Annotated in this window: 16 protein-coding genes; 9 read left to right on the forward strand and 7 right to left on the reverse strand. The window is 41.3% G+C overall.

What is annotated here, in order from left to right; all coding sequences use genetic code 11:
- The first annotated feature begins 108 nt into the window (after positions 1–108).
- Entirely contained in the window at positions 109–546 is a 438-nt protein-coding gene (locus KJK34_RS00165) for a hypothetical protein (protein WP_223051823.1), read from the forward strand.
- 57 nt (positions 547–603) lie between these two features.
- Here KJK34_RS00165 and KJK34_RS00170 read toward each other — a convergent pair whose 3' ends face one another.
- From KJK34_RS00170 to KJK34_RS00195, 6 genes are all read right to left on the reverse strand, one after another.
- On the reverse strand, positions 604–1,140 hold the full coding sequence (locus KJK34_RS00170) for a carboxymuconolactone decarboxylase family protein (protein WP_223051824.1): 537 nt from the start codon (positions 1,138–1,140) through the stop codon (positions 604–606).
- 104 nt (positions 1,141–1,244) lie between these two features.
- Positions 1,245–2,099, reverse strand: coding sequence for a helix-turn-helix domain-containing protein (locus KJK34_RS00175; RefSeq protein WP_223051825.1), 855 nt, complete (start codon positions 2,097–2,099; stop codon positions 1,245–1,247).
- Between the two features lie 45 nt (positions 2,100–2,144).
- On the reverse strand, positions 2,145–3,254 hold the full coding sequence (locus KJK34_RS00180; protein WP_223051826.1) for a peptidylprolyl isomerase: 1,110 nt from the start codon (positions 3,252–3,254) through the stop codon (positions 2,145–2,147).
- 13 nt (positions 3,255–3,267) lie between these two features.
- Positions 3,268–3,831 (reverse strand): gliding motility-associated peptidyl-prolyl isomerase GldI, encoded by a 564-nt coding sequence (gene gldI / locus KJK34_RS00185; RefSeq protein ID WP_223051827.1) that lies wholly within the window; start codon positions 3,829–3,831, stop codon positions 3,268–3,270.
- A 2-nt stretch (positions 3,832–3,833) separates the two neighbouring features.
- Positions 3,834–4,847: a DHH family phosphoesterase gene (locus tag KJK34_RS00190; RefSeq protein ID WP_223052302.1), complete on the reverse strand. Its 1,014-nt coding sequence runs from the start codon at positions 4,845–4,847 to the stop codon at positions 3,834–3,836.
- Between the two features lie 73 nt (positions 4,848–4,920).
- Complete coding sequence (locus KJK34_RS00195; protein ID WP_223051828.1) at positions 4,921–5,589, reverse strand: DUF4919 domain-containing protein; 669 nt, start codon at positions 5,587–5,589, stop codon at positions 4,921–4,923.
- A gap of 173 nt (positions 5,590–5,762) precedes the next feature.
- Here KJK34_RS00195 and KJK34_RS00200 point away from each other — a divergent pair, with 173 nt between their 5' ends.
- The 8 genes from KJK34_RS00200 to KJK34_RS00235 all read left to right on the forward strand — a co-directional run bounded on the left by KJK34_RS00200 (position 5,763) and on the right by KJK34_RS00235 (position 14,703).
- Entirely contained in the window at positions 5,763–6,710 is a 948-nt protein-coding gene (locus KJK34_RS00200; RefSeq protein ID WP_223051829.1) for a proline and serine-rich protein 1 family protein, read from the forward strand.
- 177 nt (positions 6,711–6,887) lie between these two features.
- Positions 6,888–7,166 (forward strand): hypothetical protein, encoded by a 279-nt coding sequence (locus tag KJK34_RS00205; protein WP_223051830.1) that lies wholly within the window; start codon positions 6,888–6,890, stop codon positions 7,164–7,166.
- 445 nt (positions 7,167–7,611) lie between these two features.
- A complete protein-coding gene (locus KJK34_RS00210; protein WP_223051831.1) occupies positions 7,612–8,304 on the forward strand; it encodes an ABC transporter ATP-binding protein in 693 nt (230 codons plus the stop codon).
- Between the two features lie 53 nt (positions 8,305–8,357).
- Positions 8,358–8,930 (forward strand): cob(I)yrinic acid a,c-diamide adenosyltransferase, encoded by a 573-nt coding sequence (locus KJK34_RS00215; protein ID WP_223051832.1) that lies wholly within the window; start codon positions 8,358–8,360, stop codon positions 8,928–8,930.
- Positions 8,931–9,094: 164 nt separating this feature from the next.
- On the forward strand, positions 9,095–9,316 hold the full coding sequence (locus KJK34_RS00220) for a DUF2795 domain-containing protein (protein WP_002986941.1): 222 nt from the start codon (positions 9,095–9,097) through the stop codon (positions 9,314–9,316).
- A gap of 94 nt (positions 9,317–9,410) precedes the next feature.
- Complete coding sequence (gene secA / locus KJK34_RS00225; protein ID WP_223051833.1) at positions 9,411–12,770, forward strand: preprotein translocase subunit SecA; 3,360 nt, start codon at positions 9,411–9,413, stop codon at positions 12,768–12,770.
- 95 nt (positions 12,771–12,865) lie between these two features.
- Positions 12,866–13,438 (forward strand): hypothetical protein, encoded by a 573-nt coding sequence (locus KJK34_RS00230; protein ID WP_223051834.1) that lies wholly within the window; start codon positions 12,866–12,868, stop codon positions 13,436–13,438.
- Between the two features lie 26 nt (positions 13,439–13,464).
- Positions 13,465–14,703 (forward strand): cation:proton antiporter, encoded by a 1,239-nt coding sequence (locus KJK34_RS00235; RefSeq protein WP_223051835.1) that lies wholly within the window; start codon positions 13,465–13,467, stop codon positions 14,701–14,703.
- Here KJK34_RS00235 and KJK34_RS00240 read toward each other — a convergent pair.
- Positions 14,700–16,091 (reverse strand): FAD-binding oxidoreductase, encoded by a 1,392-nt coding sequence (locus KJK34_RS00240; RefSeq protein WP_223051836.1) that lies wholly within the window; start codon positions 16,089–16,091, stop codon positions 14,700–14,702. The two genes, KJK34_RS00235 and KJK34_RS00240, sit on opposite strands and share 4 nt — an antisense overlap.
- Between the last annotated feature and the right edge of the window lie 74 nt (positions 16,092–16,165).

A 16,165-nucleotide genomic window follows, 5' to 3' on the forward strand; every position in this document is an offset into this window, starting at 1 on the left:
TTTGTGTTGAGGTGTTAAATAATTCATAAACAAACCTGTGTGTCCATATGGCGTTGCTGCCAAATGTTTCTGAAAAGATGTATTTTTGCCATAAACCAAAAAACGGATATGGAAATAAAGCTTAAAGAAGGAATTGGTGAACTGAAGTTCGGGATGAAACAGAAGGATGTTGAGGCTGTTTTAGGCGCTCCCGACAGGCAGTATAAAGATGATGACAAGAACATCATTTACCTCTACAATTCAGCTAAGCTGAGAATAACATTTTATGCTGATGAGGATTTCAGGTTTGGCTACCTGATTGTATCGCATACTGATACCGAATTATTTTCACGAAAGATAATAGGAGCAGAGTGGGAGGAAACTGAGAAGGCTCTGAAAGAGAAAGGTATTAAAGAGTTTGAAAAAGAAACCTTTGACTCTCTCGAGAATTATTTTAATGAAGCCAACTGGATTATTATCCAGACGGAGTTTGACGAAGTAATTCGTGTAGAACTTGGCGCTATTATAAATGCCAAAGATGAATTTGACTGGAAGTTTAAAGCATAGTTATAAAACACAAAAGCGGGCATTTGCCCGCTTTTGTGTTTTTAGCTCCACCCGTTATTAATTAAGTGCAGGTGCGGCAGGAAAATCTACCGGAAGCTTTGTAGCGCCATGTATAAAGTTGCTTATCATTTTATCTCCTATAAGTATGATAATGTCTATAAGCCCTGCTTCGGTGTAACCGGCATCAAATAAAGCTGTAAGTGCATCTGCTGAAGGCGTACCCCTGTTAATAGTAATATCTTTTGTAAATTTGGCAAGCGCATCAAGTTTGCTGTCAAATCCGGCTTTGCCAGAACGTATTTCTAAGATCTGCTCATCAGTAAAACCGTTCATTTTGCCAATTGCGGTATGTGCTGCAAGGCAGTACTCACAATTATTTACCTGGCTTACTACAAGGTTTACCACTTCTTTTTCTTTTGGCCTTAAAGATGTTTTCCTGTTTTGCAGGGTAAGGTAATCACCTAATGCAGTTTCACTTTTACTGAAATAAGCGTAAAGATTAGGTACCATGCCAAGGCCTTTGTTCAGTTTATCAAAAATAGCCTGGTTGTTTTCAGAAACTTCTTCTTTTGTCGGAATTGCGAAATTTTTCATATTGCTTGTTTAATTTGTTGTATGTCATTATTGACAGTACAAAGTTGCGGCTAAAAGCAATGCTGAAAAATGGAGGTACTTCCCGACGTGCAGTCAATTTTTCCTTAAGCTGTATTTTTGAGTATGTTTTTAAACTCGGTTGCGGTGTATGAGGTTTGCTTTTTAAAGAACCTGCTAAAGTGTGAGGTGTCTTCAAAACCTATTTCGGCGGCAATCTCTTTAACCGATTTATCTGTATAGTACATTAAGCGTTTTGCTTCGGTAACAAGGCGTTCCTGTATTATCTGCAAAGGAGTTTTTTTACCGTAAAGGGCAAAAACATTTGATAATGTCTTAGGCGATTTATTTAATGCCGAAGCATAGAATTGTACTTCGTGCTGTGTTTTATAATGGTTCTCTACCATAATGTTATAGCGGCGGTATAAGTCGAACCGTGTGTCATCATCAGCACCGCTGGGTACATACTGCTGCTTACCCATGCGGGTAATATTAATGATAAGCCTTACCAAAAGCAGCCGCAGCATCTCGCCCTGAATACTGTCAGGGTTCTTAAATTCATCTGTAAAAGTTTCGAGTAACCGGGTTATGGTTGCTTTTTCTTCTTCATTAAGTAAAACAAACATAACCTGAGACGAACCATAGAACAGAAAGCCCACGCAGCTCACCTCTTCATCATGATCTACAATACAGTAAAAATCACGGTTAAACTGCCATGCGGTAATATCTTCAGGATTTTCAAACCTGAAGCTCTGGTTTACCACAAGCGGTAAAATTGCATCTTCAGGAAACTCATATTCCACCTCGTCAATTACAGCTTTCTGGCTTTTGCCCCTGTTCCAGGCAATTGTTAGAAGCTTATCGGCACGGTCACGCACAAAAAATAAACGGTCAAACCCGCTGTTGCCGGAAGTAAGGCGCAGTTCGCCACCAGATTTTTTATCTTTATAAGTATAGTTCATAAAATGCATAAATAAAAAACGCCCTGCATTGCAGGGCGCTTAAATTTATTCTGTAGGCATACTGCCCATCATTTCAATTTCGAAAATTAGGTTAGCATTGGCAGGTATGCCGGCGCGGGCAACGCCCCTTTCGCCATAGCCTAAGTGTGCAGGGATAAATATTATAATCTTATCGCCCACATTCATTTGCTCTATACCCTCTATAAAGCCCGGTATCATGCCTGATTTTGTTCCGGCCCTGAAAGGTATCGGCTTGTAAGCGCCTGCTGCATCCTTTTGCGGAATATAGTTGCCGAATGCTTTTGCAATTTCAGGTTCGCTCGAGTCGAATAATGTGCCATTTTCAAGATAGCCCGAATATTCAAGATAAACGGTAGCACCGTCAATTGGCTTCTGTCCGCCGCCTTTTTGTATAATGTTATAGGTAAGCCCTGAGGTTGTGGTTTTACCGGCAGCTTTCATCTGTGCAAAATAAGCAACTTTATCAGTCTTGGTTTTGGCAAGCTGCTCTTCTTTTTTCTTCTGCTCTTCAAGCGCTTTTTCAAAAGACTGTTTAAATACCTTTTCAGCATTAAACTTCTTTGCATCACGCCCAACGCGAATTATCTTAACCGATTTCATCTCATCGCCCTGCTCAATCTGATTTACTACATCCATACCGTTGCCCATTACATGGCCAAAAACAGTATGCAGCCCGTTAAGGTGCGGTGTAGCTTTGTGGGTAATAAAAAACTGGCTCCCGTTAGTACCCGGGCCTGCATTTGCCATGCTTAGAACACCTGGGCCGTCATGCTTCATGTCGGTAATTTCGTCGGCGAATTTATAACCCGGCCCTCCTGAGCCATCTCCGTTAGGGTCGCCCGTTTGTATCATGAAATCTTTTATAACCCTGTGGAACTTCAGGCCGTTATAGTAAGGCTTACCTTTACGGTCGTTAGTTACCATATCATTTGTGCCTTCGGCAAGGCTGACAAAGTTGGCAACCGTCATAGGGGTTTTCTGGTATTCAAGCTGAAGCAGTATAGTACCTTTATTTGTTTCTATCTCTGCATAAAGGCCATCGCCAAGCTTAGTATCAGGTGGTGGTGTGTTTGTGTTTTTGCAAGAAAATAAAACTGCAACTAAACTTAAAAACAAACTTGTCATTGGTTTCATTAATATTAAATTATTATCTGTCTTCTACTTCGGTTTCGTGTTTAATATCGTTAAGGGTAACGGTGCATATCAGGGGCTCGTTTGTACCTATCTTGTTGTTGTCGCCATGATAGCCGTAGCCCATATTACTTGGGAAAAGAAAAGTAACTTTTTCGCCTTCGTTCATCAGCTTTATACCGCTGCGCAGCCCCATCATGATATTTTGCTTATCTACATAATATACCTGCGGGCGAAGCTCTACCTCGCTATAAATAACATTCCCTTTAAGGTCTTTCACTTCATAGTTAAAAAAGGCAACATCACCACGTTTAGGGGTAATGGTGTCCTGCTTGTTTTCTATTTCGTAGTGGTACCAGTAGCCTTTATCAGAAGCTATATATTTTATGGCAGGGTTACTTTTTATTATAGAGTCTATCTGTGCCTCTTCATAAGCTATCAGCTTCCGGTTGCGCTCTACAGACTCATTTATAAATGCCGAGCCCGAAGTACGCGATACGGGTTTGCGTGCCTGCTGTTGCGAGCAGCCTGTAAGTACAGCCCCTGCAGCCAGGGCAATAGTTAATAACATCTTCTTCATTATCAGTCAATTTTAGTGTGCGCTAATGTAGCAATAAATTTTTTTATCGTAGCCTCCAGCGTATCGGTAGATTTTCCGCCGGCAGCATTTTTATGCCCCCCGCCGTTAAAATGTTCCCTCGCATATTGGTTTACATCAAAATCACCTTTAGAACGGAAAGATATCTTTATTATTCCCTCATCCTTATTTTCGGTAAAAAATGCTGTAAATACAATATCTTTCATGCTAAGCCCATAGTTAACAATACCCTCTGTATCACCTTTGCTGTTACCAAAGCCCGTAAGCTCTTCATGGCTCATATAGGTATAAGAGGTTTTGTTAGCGGGTATTACCTGCATGTTCTGCAAAGCCCTTGCCAAAATTTGAATGCGGTTGTGGCTGTGGTTATCATAAAGCAGGCTGTGTATTGCGCTGTTATCTATGCCCAGGTCTATAAATTCGGCTGCAATGCGGTGTGTAGTGCCTGTGGTTGAAGGATAACGGAATGAACCAGAATCGGTAACGATGCCTGTATATAAGCAGGTAGCCATTGTTGTATCAATCAGGTTTTTCTCGGACATACTGTCTATAAAATGGTATATCATTTCGCAGGTAGAGCCGTATGCCGTATCAGAAAACATATATTGTGCATAATTATCTGGTGCCTGGTGGTGGTCTATCATTATAAATGTTTTACCATCCTGCTGCTGTAATGCCTGCTGCATTTTATCTCCTGTACGGCTAAGCGCGTTATAATCGAGTGTAAATATAATATCGGCATCCTCAAGTACTTTTGTGGCGGGACCGGTTTCATTTTCAAAAACCATAACTTTTTCTGTGGCAGGCAGCCACGCCAGGAAATCAGGGGAATCATTCGGAACAATAACCGTAGGGTAGTGCCCTTTTTTTATAAGGTAGTGGTAAAGCCCTAATGAAGAGCCCATAGCATCACCATCGGGGTTTCGGTGTGTTGTAATTGCAATTTTCTTAGGAGAAGCCAGCAACTCTTTAACGGCTTCTGTATCTCGGGTTGTCATCATGTTGCGAATTTACAGCTTTTTCCGTTATCAGGTACAGGCCGTAAAAAGACAAAAATGTAACGAATGAATATCAGAATTTCATGGAATCAAGGCAGCGGGAAACATCAAAGTAAAATCCTTTAATTTGGTAAGGATTATCGGCAAGGGCAAGGTAATCGTAGCGGCCATCTATTAACGACTGGCTTCCGCCAAACTCAAACCCCAGCAGGCTAAGCACTTCATATTCGTTTGAAGTATTTATTACGTAAAAACAGGTTTCTTTATCAGTGCCGTTGCCGGTGCTCAGTATCGCATCTATTATAATCTCTCCCTGCACGCTTTCCTTTTCCGCTTCGGCAATCATGCCTAACTCCCTGAAAGAATAAATGCGGTATTCTTTTATCCTTATGCTGAAAGGATAAGTCTTTAGGATTTCATCAGTATATTCAATAATCTTTTTAAGGTCGTCTTTAGTTCCGTCATCTTTTTGCAGGAGCTCCCGCAGCTTTTTTTCGGCTTCAGAACGTGAGTAAGGAGAATATTCATCCTGAAAAGAATAACCATAGTACAAATGCCGCTTTTCTTCTAGCGTCATCGTAGTGTCAGATTTTGCGTAACGGTCAAAAAGCTTATCAAAAAAAAGTACGGAATTTTTATCAGCTACATTCTTTTCTATTGTTTTATAATCAGGTGCAGTAAACTCTTCCGTCTGGGCATTTATATTGATGAGAGCAAAAAACAGTACTGTAAATAAAATCATTTTTCTCATATGTGTTCCTAGCTTATACTGTTGATAATAAAGGTAATGATTTGTTAGTATATCTAACTAATGTTACTGCAATTTTATTTTTTCTTACACTGTAAAAATTTTGGCACATCAATTGTAATCCTGTTTTAAAATATTGTTAAATTTGAACAAAAACTTAGAGTATTATGAAAAAAACTACATTTATTTTGCTGACTGTCCTGATGATGAGCAGTTTTGCAGCCTTTGCACAGTTTCAGCCTGTAGGGCATCTTACTATTTTTTCTGACGATGGTGCCAAGTTTTTCCTTGTTCTCAACGGTGAGAGATACAATGATGTAGCCGAAACAAACCTGAGAATAGAAGACCTTCCTAACCCGTACTACGACTGTAAGATTATATTTGAAGATAAAAGCATACCTGTAATATCTAAAAATGCACTTATGCTTGCCGATGTTGATGATATTATGCAGGATGTAACTTACCGTATTAAGAGAGATAAAAAAGGGCGTTACAACCTGAAGTTTTATTCATCTGTACCGGCACAGCAAAATGTAATACGCCCTACTAACTGCGCTGTTTACCAGTATGGCCACCCAAGAGAGGTTTTTATAGACCGCAACGGACACCAGATGCAGCAAACAGTAGTGGTTCAGGAAACTGCAGTTGGTGATAGCTTTGGTATGAACGTAAATATGGGAGGCATAGGTATGAGTGTAAATATGCCTGCTACAGGTACAGTAACCACCACCACTACAACTACTACCACTACAACCGGCGGTGGCTACGGTTATACCGAGTACAGGGAACGTGATCGTGACAGGGACGATAACAGGGGGTGCAGGAGGCCTATGCCGGCAGCAGATTTTGAGCAGGCAAGAAAAGCAATAGCCGATACAAGTTTTGATGATACCAAACTTTCTACAGCCAAGCAGATAGTTTCTTCAAACTGTATGGATGCCAACCAGATAAGTATTATAGCCAAGCTGTTTAGTTTTGAAGATTCTAAACTTGACTTTGCAAAGCATGCCTATGATTTTTGTACCGATAAAAACAATTACTATAAGGTAGTAAGCGTTTTTACATACTCTGACAGTAAAGAAGAACTGAACCAATATATAGGGCAGAGGAGATAAACCAGTTTTAATATAATTAGTGTTATAATAAATAAAGCCGCCTGATAAAGGTGGCTTTTACTTTTTATTTGCATTTAAAGCGTTATTTCTTAAACCCCGGTTAATTAGCAAAGCCTTAATAAATAGGTGTTTAAATGAAGGCTAACTTTGTGGTACTAACGTTTAAAAAGAGATACCATGAAAAAGATTGTACTATCGCTGTCAGCGCTTTTTGCAGTAAGCATAGCCGCAGCACAAAGCTACCCAAAGCAACCCGACCCAAAAGTATATAACGTAGTAAAGCAGGTGCCGGCTACAAAGGCTGCCGAGACAGATGAAACTGCCGACCGGCAGGAAGTGAATACCGAAGCACGCAGCAAAGATGAAACTATTGCCACAGAAGGGCAACCGGCAAAAAAACCTGAAAAAGTAGAAACTTCTCCTGCAACGGCGGTAGCAGAGAACGAAGCACAATAAAACAAGCCACCCGTTTGGGTGGTTTTTTTATTAAAATAAGTTCCCCTATTGAGGAGTATTATTGCTTTTTTAGTAGGTTTGCGGTTATGGAAACCAACAAAAGTTACGGAGACAAGGGGATTAAGGCTGTAGGCTTGATAAGTCTGTTTTGCATACCTTTTATGAATTTTGGAGAAAAAATGCTGATACACTACTTACTTATAGTAATAGGGGCAGCATATTGTTATTTTGCTTACCACAAATTTAATACTGACAGGAAAAGGGGTAAAGGCACCGACCGTGCATTGGGTTTTATTATTATGGGCTCGTTTATTTTTATATGCGGTGTTATAATGTTTGTATTACAATACATGTGTAAAGATGTGTTTGTCTAATCATAGTCATCTGTCCTCACTATGACTGCAACTAAATAAAAATCCTTACTTTTAAGGCTCAAAATTTAGGCATGGAACAACCAATAATCAATATAAAAGGAATTACAAGAGATTTTCCGCTGGACAGCGAGATAGTAAAAGTGCTTAAAGGCATAGACCTTACCATAAATAAAGGTGAATATGTAGCCCTGATGGGGCCTTCCGGTTCCGGTAAAAGTACGCTGATGAATATCTTAGGCTGCCTTGATACCCCTACCGGGGGCAGTTATGTACTTAACGGCAAGGATGTAAGCCAGATGAGCGATGATGAGCTCGCTGGAATTCGTAATAAAGAGATTGGTTTTGTTTTCCAGACGTTTAACCTGTTGCCGCGCACAACAGCGCTTGATAATGTTGCCTTGCCCATGGTATATGCAGGCTATAAAAAGCCCGAGCGCAACGAACGCGCCACAGAAGTACTTACACAGGTTGGCCTTGCCGACAGAATGGACCACAAGCCCAACCAGCTTTCAGGAGGGCAGCGCCAAAGGGTAGCTGTTGCAAGGGCATTGGTAAATCATCCCTCTATTATACTAGCCGATGAGCCTACCGGTAACCTTGACAGTAAAACATCTGTTGAGATTATGAACCTTTTCGACCAGATACACGCCAACGGCAACACCGTAATACTTGTAACCCATGAAGAGGATATTGCCGAGCATGCGCACCGCATTATAAGGCTTCGTGACGGTATTATAGAAAGTGATAACCCTAACAGGAGATAGCTTAATACTGCTGCTTGTTATCTTAAATTTAAAAATCTTCAATCTTAAATATAGTGAAAGTATATACCAAAACAGGAGATAAAGGTACTACAGCCTTATTTGGCGGTACAAGGGTGCCCAAACACCACATCCGTATAGAAAGCTACGGCACGGTAGATGAACTTAATTCACATATAGGGCTTATACGCGACCAGGAAATTAACCCTCATTACAAGCAAATACTGCAGCGCATACAGGACAAACTGTTTACTGTTGGTGCCATTTTGGCAACAGATCCCGAAAAATCAGTATTAAAAAATGGAAAGGAACGCCTTAACATTCCTAAAATTTCTGAATCAGATATTGAAATGCTTGAAAATGAGATTGACGCTATGGATGCAGCCCTGCCGCCTATGACGCATTTTGTATTGCCGGGCGGGCATACTACGGTGTCATATTGTCATATAGCCCGTTGTGTTTGCCGCCGTGCAGAGCGCCTTTCGGTACATTTGCATGAACTTGAACCTACTGATGAGATGGTTTTAAGCTACCTGAACCGACTTTCTGACTACTTATTTGTGCTGGCACGGAAGTTGTCGTACGACCTGAAGGCTGACGAGGTAAAATGGATACCCGAAAAGCTGTAGCAGGCAGGCAGTTTTAGCCCCTAACCACAAGGTTTGCGGGGCATTTTTTTGAAACTGTTTTGCTGTTGCAAAACGTTCTTAATTTTTTTTAGAAAATAAACAAATTTTTACTTGACTATTTCAGTAGAAAATTTATTTTTGCATAAACTTAAATCGTTTATAAAATGTATTGGACATTAGAACTGGCGTCCTATTTAAGTGATGCCCCTTGGCCGGCTACAAAAGATGAGCTTATTGATTATGCCATCAGGACAGGAGCACCGCTTGAGGTGGTGGAAAACCTTCAGTCGATAGAAGATGAAGGCGAGATATATGAATCGATGGAAGAAATATGGCCGGATTATCCTACCGACGAAGATTACCTTTGGAACGAGGATGAATACTAGCAGAAAATAAACAATCAATTGAAAAGTCTCTTTCAGGAGGCTTTTTTTTTGGTTAAATTTGTACCCATTCGCAAAACACAGTAATTATATAATAATGAGTTTAATAAATAGCATTCTTAAAGCTTTTGTTGGCGATAAGTCTGAAAAAGATATCAAGGGCATACAGCCCCTTATCAAGAAGATTCATTCGTTTGAACAAGCTTTAGCGGGCCTTTCGCATGATGAGCTAAGGGCTAAGACAATTACCTTTAAAGAAAAAATTAAAGAAGCAAGGGCAGAAAAAGACGCCAAAATAGCGTCTTACCTTGAAGAAATAGAAAAAACCGAAGACATTGACAGGAGGGAAGATATCTATGCTTCTATCGATGCGCTTGAAAAAGAGGCTTATGATATTTCTGAAAAGGTGCTTATGGATATTTTACCCGAAGCTTTTGCAGTGGTTAAGGAAACCGCCCGCCGCTTTAAGGAAAATACTACCATTACTGTAACCGCTACTCCTTATGACAGGGAACTTTCAGCTACAAAATCATACGTAACGCTTGAGGATGATAAAGCCGTTTGGGCTAACTCATGGAATGCCGCAGGTAAAGAAATTACCTGGGACATGATACACTATGATGTGCAGCTAATAGGAGGGGTTGTACTGCACCAGGGTAAAATTGCCGAGATGCAGACGGGTGAAGGTAAAACGCTTGTAGCTACGCTGCCGCTTTATCTTAATGCACTTACCGGTAACGGTGTACACCTTGTAACGGTGAACGACTATCTTGCGAAAAGGGACAGCACTTGGAAAGCCCCATTGTTCGAGTTCCACGGTATGTCGGTAGATTGTATAGATAACCATCAGCCCAACTCACCCGGCAGGAGAAAAGCCTATGCTGCTGATATTACGTATGGTACCAATAACGAATTCGGTTTTGACTACCTGAGGGATAACATGGCACACTCACCGGGCGACCTTGTACAGCGTAAGCATAATTTCGCTATTGTAGATGAGGTTGACTCAGTATTGATTGACGATGCGCGTACACCGCTTATTATATCAGGCCCTGTGCCGCAGGGCGACCGCCACGAGTTTAATGAGCTAAAACCAAAAGTAGAAAATTTATATACCCTGCAACGCACCCTTATAAATGGTGTACTTGCAGAGGCTAAAAAACTGATAAAAGAAGGCAATACCAAAGATGGTGGTTTTATGTTGTTAAGGGCGCACAGGGGATTACCTAAAAACAAGGCGCTCATCAAGTTTTTAAGTGAGGAAGGCGTTAAGCAGATACTCCAGAAAACAGAGAACCAATATATGCAGGACAACAACCGTGACATGCATAAAATTGATGAGGCGCTGTATTTTGTAATAGAAGAAAAAAACAATCAGGTAGAGCTTACCGATAACGGAATAAAATTCCTTTCTCAGGATACTGATAATGACTTTTTCGTATTACCGGATATTGGTACCGAAATAGCCAGTATTGAAAAGCAGAACCTTGATAAAGAACAGGAAGCAGAACGCAAAGAAGAGCTTTTCAGGGATTTTTCTGTAAAGAGCGAGCGTATCCATACCCTTACACAATTGCTTAAGGCATATACATTATTCGAAAAGGATGTAGAATATGTTATCATGGATAATAAGATCATGATAGTAGACGAGCAGACAGGACGTATAATGGAAGGCCGCCGTTATTCTGACGGTTTGCACCAGGCAATAGAGGCTAAGGAAAATGTAAAGATTGAAGCTGCTACACAAACTTTTGCAACTATTACGCTGCAAAACTACTTCAGGATGTATAACAAGCTGGGCGGTATGACCGGTACGGCTGTAACTGAAGCAGGTGAGTTTTGGGAAATATATAAGCTTGATGTAGTAGAAATTCCTACCAACAGGCCAATAGCGCGTAAGGATGAGCATGACCTTATCTATAAAACCATGCGCGAAAAATTTAATGCGGTAATAGAGGATGTTTCTAAACTGTCTGCTGCCGGAAGGCCGGTACTTATCGGTACCACATCGGTAGAGATATCAGAGCTTTTAAGCCGTATGCTTAAAATGAGGAATGTGCCACACAATGTGCTTAACGCTAAACTCCATAAAAAAGAAGCCGATATTGTTGCCGAAGCCGGTAAGCCGGGCGTTGTAACAATTGCCACCAACATGGCGGGCCGTGGTACCGACATTAAGCTTACACCGGAAGTTAAGGCAAAAGGCGGGCTTGCCATTATAGGTACAGAACGCCACGATTCTCGTAGGGTTGACAGGCAGCTGCGAGGCCGTGCAGGCCGTCAGGGCGACCCGGGAAGCTCACAGTTCTATGTGTCACTTGAGGATAACCTGATGCGTTTATTCGGTTCTGAAAGGGTAGCTAAGGTTATGGACCGTATGGGCCTTAAAGAGGGAGAGGTTATTCAGCACAGCATGATGACAAAATCTATAGAGCGTGCACAGAAAAAAGTTGAAGAAAACAACTTTGGTGTGCGTAAAAGGCTTTTGGAGTATGATGATGTAATGAACGCGCAGCGTGAGGTAATATACAAGCGCAGGAAACACGCATTGCATGGTGACCGCCTGAAGGTGGATATTGCCAACATGATGTATGATACTGTAGAGCTTATTACCGAAACTAACAAGGCAACTTCTGATTATAAGAATTTTGAGTTTGAACTGATACGTTATTTCTCTATAAGCGCCCCTGTTACCGATGCTGAATTCGGCAGGATGTCTGACAGGGAGATAACCTCTAAAGTGTATAAGCAGGTAATGGAGGCATACCATGAAAAGAACCTTCGTGATGCCTCGGAAGCTTTCCCGGTTATCAAAAATGTGTATGAGAACAATACAGGGCAGTATGAGCGTATAGTAGTTCCGTTTACCGATGGCATAAAAACGCTTAACGTGGTTACCAACCTTGAAAAAGCTTACCAGACCGAAGGTAAATCGTTGGTTGATGATTTCGAGAAAAATATAACGCTTGCCATTATAGATGAAGCCTGGAAAAAACACCTTCGTAAAATGGACGAACTGAAGCAATCGGTTCAGCTTGCCGTTCACGAGCAGAAAGATCCGCTGCTAATCTATAAGTTTGAAGCTTTTAACCTGTTCAAGAAAACGGTTGACAACATTAATAAGGAAGTAATATCATTCCTGTTTAAAGGAGATTTGCCAACCCACAACCCTAACAACATCCAGGAAGCAAGGCAGCCGGCCCAGCAGAAGGAAGAATACAGGGAAAGTAAGGAAGAGGTTTTAAACACCGATGAAATGGCTGCACAGGCACGCCAGGCAGGGCAAACACAAAGCCGACCACAGGTAACTGAAACAGTGGTAAGGGATGCCCCGAAAATTAACCGTAACGATACTGTTACCGTTAAGCATGTTATGAGCGGAAAAACTGAAACCATGAAGTTTAAAAAGGCGGAGGGGCTTTTAGCTTCAGGGGAGTGGATCATAAGCCAGGAATAAACGTATAGTGCTGACTTAAACAATAATCCCCCGTACCTTAACCGTATGGGGGATTTTTTTATTAGATTCGCATACAAGCCAATACCGGAAATTACATGAAAAAACTTTTCTTTACCGCCATTGCTATATTGTTCTCGTTGGGTGTTACTGCCCAGAGCAGGGAATCGCTGGAGCCAAAGGTAGCGGCGTTCCACTCCTATCTTGTGAACAAAGACATTGATAAATTTCTGGACAACTCCTATCCAAAAACATACCTTGTAGTACCGCGGGCTACCCTTAAGGAGGCACTGGTCAGCGCTTATAACTCGCCCGAAATAAAAATTATATTTCTAAAAATAGATCCCGAGTTCTCCTATGGTGAAATTAAAAAGGTGGGGACCGGGCATTATTGCCTTATAAATTATAAACAGCGAATTAAAATGGTTCTCAGCGACCCGGTTAAAGACATAGAAGGCTTTAAAGCGGCGATGATGCAGGGCATGGGTGCCGAAAAGGCAACGTTTTATGAAGAAGAAAATGCACTGGTTTTAGATATCAATGCCCGGATGATTGCTGCGGCTGGCAGCTATTCAAACAATGAATGGACATTTATGCTTAACGATAAGGTGCGTAATGACCTTATGAATGCAGTATTAGACAACGACGTTAAAAAAGCCCTCGGCCTGTAGCCGGTAATACAAACAATAAAAAATACATGGAATTATATTACTCATTATCCGTATTTATTGTTATCGCTTCTTTTTTCGCCTATTTTAATGTAAGGTTTTTAAAACTGCCTTCTACTATCGGCATAATGGTAATAGCAATGGTAGCTTCTATTGTACTGGTAGTGTTTGGTAATGCAATACCTACGGTGAATGAGCGTATATCTTCACTACTTGAAAGGTTTGATTTTACAGAAGTGCTTATGGGTGCCATGCTTAACTTTATGTTATTTGCAGGGGCTATACATGTAAGCCTTCGTGATTTACGGGAGCAGAGCAGGCCGATACTTACTTTTTCAACTATTACGGTGGTTATCTCTACGCTTGCTGTAGGCATGCTGGTGTACTTTATTCCCATTGATGGACTTGAGATACCTTTTTTATACTGCCTGCTGTTTGGTGCGCTTATATCGCCTACAGACCCTGTTGCGGTACTGAGTATATTAAAGGAAGCCAAAGTGCGTAAATCTTTGGAAACAAAAATTGCAGGAGAATCTTTGTTTAACGATGGTATGGCGGTAGTGCTTTTTGCGGTACTCCTGCAACTGGCGCAGGGCAGAACGGAAGAATTTACCGTGCTTAATGTTTTATGGCTATTGATAAGGGAAGCCGGAGGCGGTTTGCTGTTAGGAGTTGCACTTGGTGTTGGTGCATCTAAAGCAATACGTAAAATAGATGATTATAAAGTTACCATACTCATTACACTTTCGGTGGTTATGGGTGGCTACCTCATTGCCCGTGCATTACACGTTTCTGGCCCGCTTACAATGGTTTTTGCCGGACTCATTATTGGTAACTTCAGGAAACGCTGGGCTATGTCGGCCACCACAAAAGATTACCTTGATAAATTCTGGGAACTTAATGATGAAATACTTAATGCCATATTGTTCTTATTTATAGGCTTTAACCTTTTGCTGATACCCGATCTTACACAATACTGGCTTCCGGGGCTTGCATGCGTAATAATTGTTTTGCTTTCGAGGCTTATATCAATATGGCTACCCACAAGGGTTATCACATTTAAAGAGAAGATAACCCGCGGCACTATTAATGTATTGGTTTGGGGCGGGCTGAGGGGCGGTGTCTCCATAGCGCTTGCACTTTCGATAGATGACAACCCCTATAAAAAGACCATAATTGCCATTACTTATTTTGTAGTGGTCTTCTCTATAATTGTGCAGGGACTTACCATTGGCAAAGTAGCCAACCGCGTGCTGGCAAAATCTTAAAGGTTGTCAGGAAATATCTTTCCGGGATTTAATATGTTATTTGGGTCAAACAAATGCTTTATATTTTTCATGAGCTGTAAATGCTGATTGGAAAATGCGATATCCATAAAGTTCTTTTGCACAAAGCCGATACCGTGCTCACCCGAAAGGGTACCTTTTAAAGAAACGGTAAGCTCAAATATTTCGCGTATGCCTTTAGGGACTTCGGTTTGCCATTGCTCATCCGTCATATTGCCTTTCACAATGTTTACATGCAGGTTGCCGTCTCCGGCATGCCCGTAACAAACAGAACTGAAACCATATTTATTTCCTATCTCTTTAATGCCTTTTAAAAGTGCAGGTAACTCATAGCGGGGTACAACAGTATCCTCTTCTTTATAAACAGAATTTGATTTTACTGCTTCGCCAACCGCGCGGCGCATTTTCCATAATGCATTTTTCTGGTCTTCAGTATCGGCAAAAAGTATCTCATCAATATCAAAACTTTCAAGTACTTCGGTAATTTTTTCCGCTTCACTAAACAGCACATCCAGATAATTACCATCAACCTCAATAAGCAGGTGTGCCTGTACAGCATCGCCTATAGGCATGCTTACACCATCGATATATCTCAATGTCCAGTCAATAGCATCACGTTCCATAAACTCCAGTGCACTTGGTACAATGCCTGCACGAAAAATAGCAGCTACGGCTTCGCAGGCCTGCTCTGCCTTAAAAAAAGGTACAAGCATTAGCACATTATGATTGTTTTTGGGTAACAGCTTCATTACAATTTTGGTAATTATACCCAGTGTGCCCTCACTACCCACCATAAGCTGGGTAAGGTTATAGCCTGTAGCATTTTTTAGGGTATTGGCACCTGCCCAGATAACTTCACCTGTGGGCAAAACGACTTCAAGGTTAAGCACATAGTCTTTGGTAACACCATATTTTACGGCTCTTGCGCCACCTGCATTTTCGGCAACGTTACCACCTATAGTGCAACTGCCGCGGCTGCTTGGATCGGGCGGATAAAATAACCCTTTTTCAAGTACAACTTCCTGAAATACCTGCGTTACCACAGCAGGTTCTACAATAGCCTGCAGGTTGCGCTCGTCGATCTCTATTTTAGTGAAACGCTCCATAGAAAGACCTATACCACCATGAATGCTTAAAGCGCCACCGCTAAGCCCGGTGCGGCCACCTATAGGCACAACAGGAATATTATATTGGTTCGCAAGTTTCATAATTGCGGAGACTTCTTCGGTAGTGCCAGGTTTTACTACTACGGTAGGCGGAAAATTATAGTCTTCGGTTTCATCGTGCCCGTATTGGCGGCGGGTTTCCTCGTCGGTAAACACAAAGTTTTTTCCCGTGATCGCTTCTATATGCTTGAGTATAATATTCATATTGCTATAAAACATCAAAATTAAAAAAATACTGGCAACAGGTACTCTTAAAGTTTTTAATTATCTTGGCAGTC

The sequence above is a fragment of the Flavobacterium coralii genome (assembly GCF_019891545.1).
In the GTDB taxonomy this organism is placed as follows: Bacteria; Bacteroidota; Bacteroidia; order Flavobacteriales; family Flavobacteriaceae; genus Flavobacterium; species Flavobacterium coralii.

Bases quoted from the DNA above. Each gene is read 5' to 3' on its own strand.
- KJK34_RS00180 (WP_223051826.1), bottom strand. From the start codon at position 3,254: ATGAAACCAATGACAAGTTTGTTTTTAAGTTTAGTTGCAGTTTTATTT.
- KJK34_RS00205 (WP_223051830.1), top strand. From the start codon at position 6,888: ATGAAAAAGATTGTACTATCGCTGTCAGCGCTTTTTGCAGTAAGCATA.
- KJK34_RS00190 (WP_223052302.1), bottom strand. From the start codon at position 4,847: ATGACAACCCGAGATACAGAAGCCGTTAAAGAGTTGCTGGCTTCTCCT.
- KJK34_RS00175 (WP_223051825.1), bottom strand. From the start codon at position 2,099: ATGAACTATACTTATAAAGATAAAAAATCTGGTGGCGAACTGCGCCTT.
- gldI (WP_223051827.1), bottom strand. From the start codon at position 3,831: ATGAAGAAGATGTTATTAACTATTGCCCTGGCTGCAGGGGCTGTACTT.
- KJK34_RS00235 (WP_223051835.1), top strand. From the start codon at position 13,465: ATGGAATTATATTACTCATTATCCGTATTTATTGTTATCGCTTCTTTT.
- KJK34_RS00200 (WP_223051829.1), top strand. From the start codon at position 5,763: ATGAAAAAAACTACATTTATTTTGCTGACTGTCCTGATGATGAGCAGT.
- KJK34_RS00195 (WP_223051828.1), bottom strand. From the start codon at position 5,589: ATGATTTTATTTACAGTACTGTTTTTTGCTCTCATCAATATAAATGCC.
- secA (WP_223051833.1), top strand. From the start codon at position 9,411: ATGAGTTTAATAAATAGCATTCTTAAAGCTTTTGTTGGCGATAAGTCT.
- KJK34_RS00170 (WP_223051824.1), bottom strand. From the start codon at position 1,140: ATGAAAAATTTCGCAATTCCGACAAAAGAAGAAGTTTCTGAAAACAAC.
- KJK34_RS00210 (WP_223051831.1), top strand. From the start codon at position 7,612: ATGGAACAACCAATAATCAATATAAAAGGAATTACAAGAGATTTTCCG.
- KJK34_RS00230 (WP_223051834.1), top strand. From the start codon at position 12,866: ATGAAAAAACTTTTCTTTACCGCCATTGCTATATTGTTCTCGTTGGGT.
- KJK34_RS00240 (WP_223051836.1), bottom strand. From the start codon at position 16,091: ATGAATATTATACTCAAGCATATAGAAGCGATCACGGGAAAAAACTTT.
- KJK34_RS00165 (WP_223051823.1), top strand. From the start codon at position 109: ATGGAAATAAAGCTTAAAGAAGGAATTGGTGAACTGAAGTTCGGGATG.
- KJK34_RS00220 (WP_002986941.1), top strand. From the start codon at position 9,095: ATGTATTGGACATTAGAACTGGCGTCCTATTTAAGTGATGCCCCTTGG.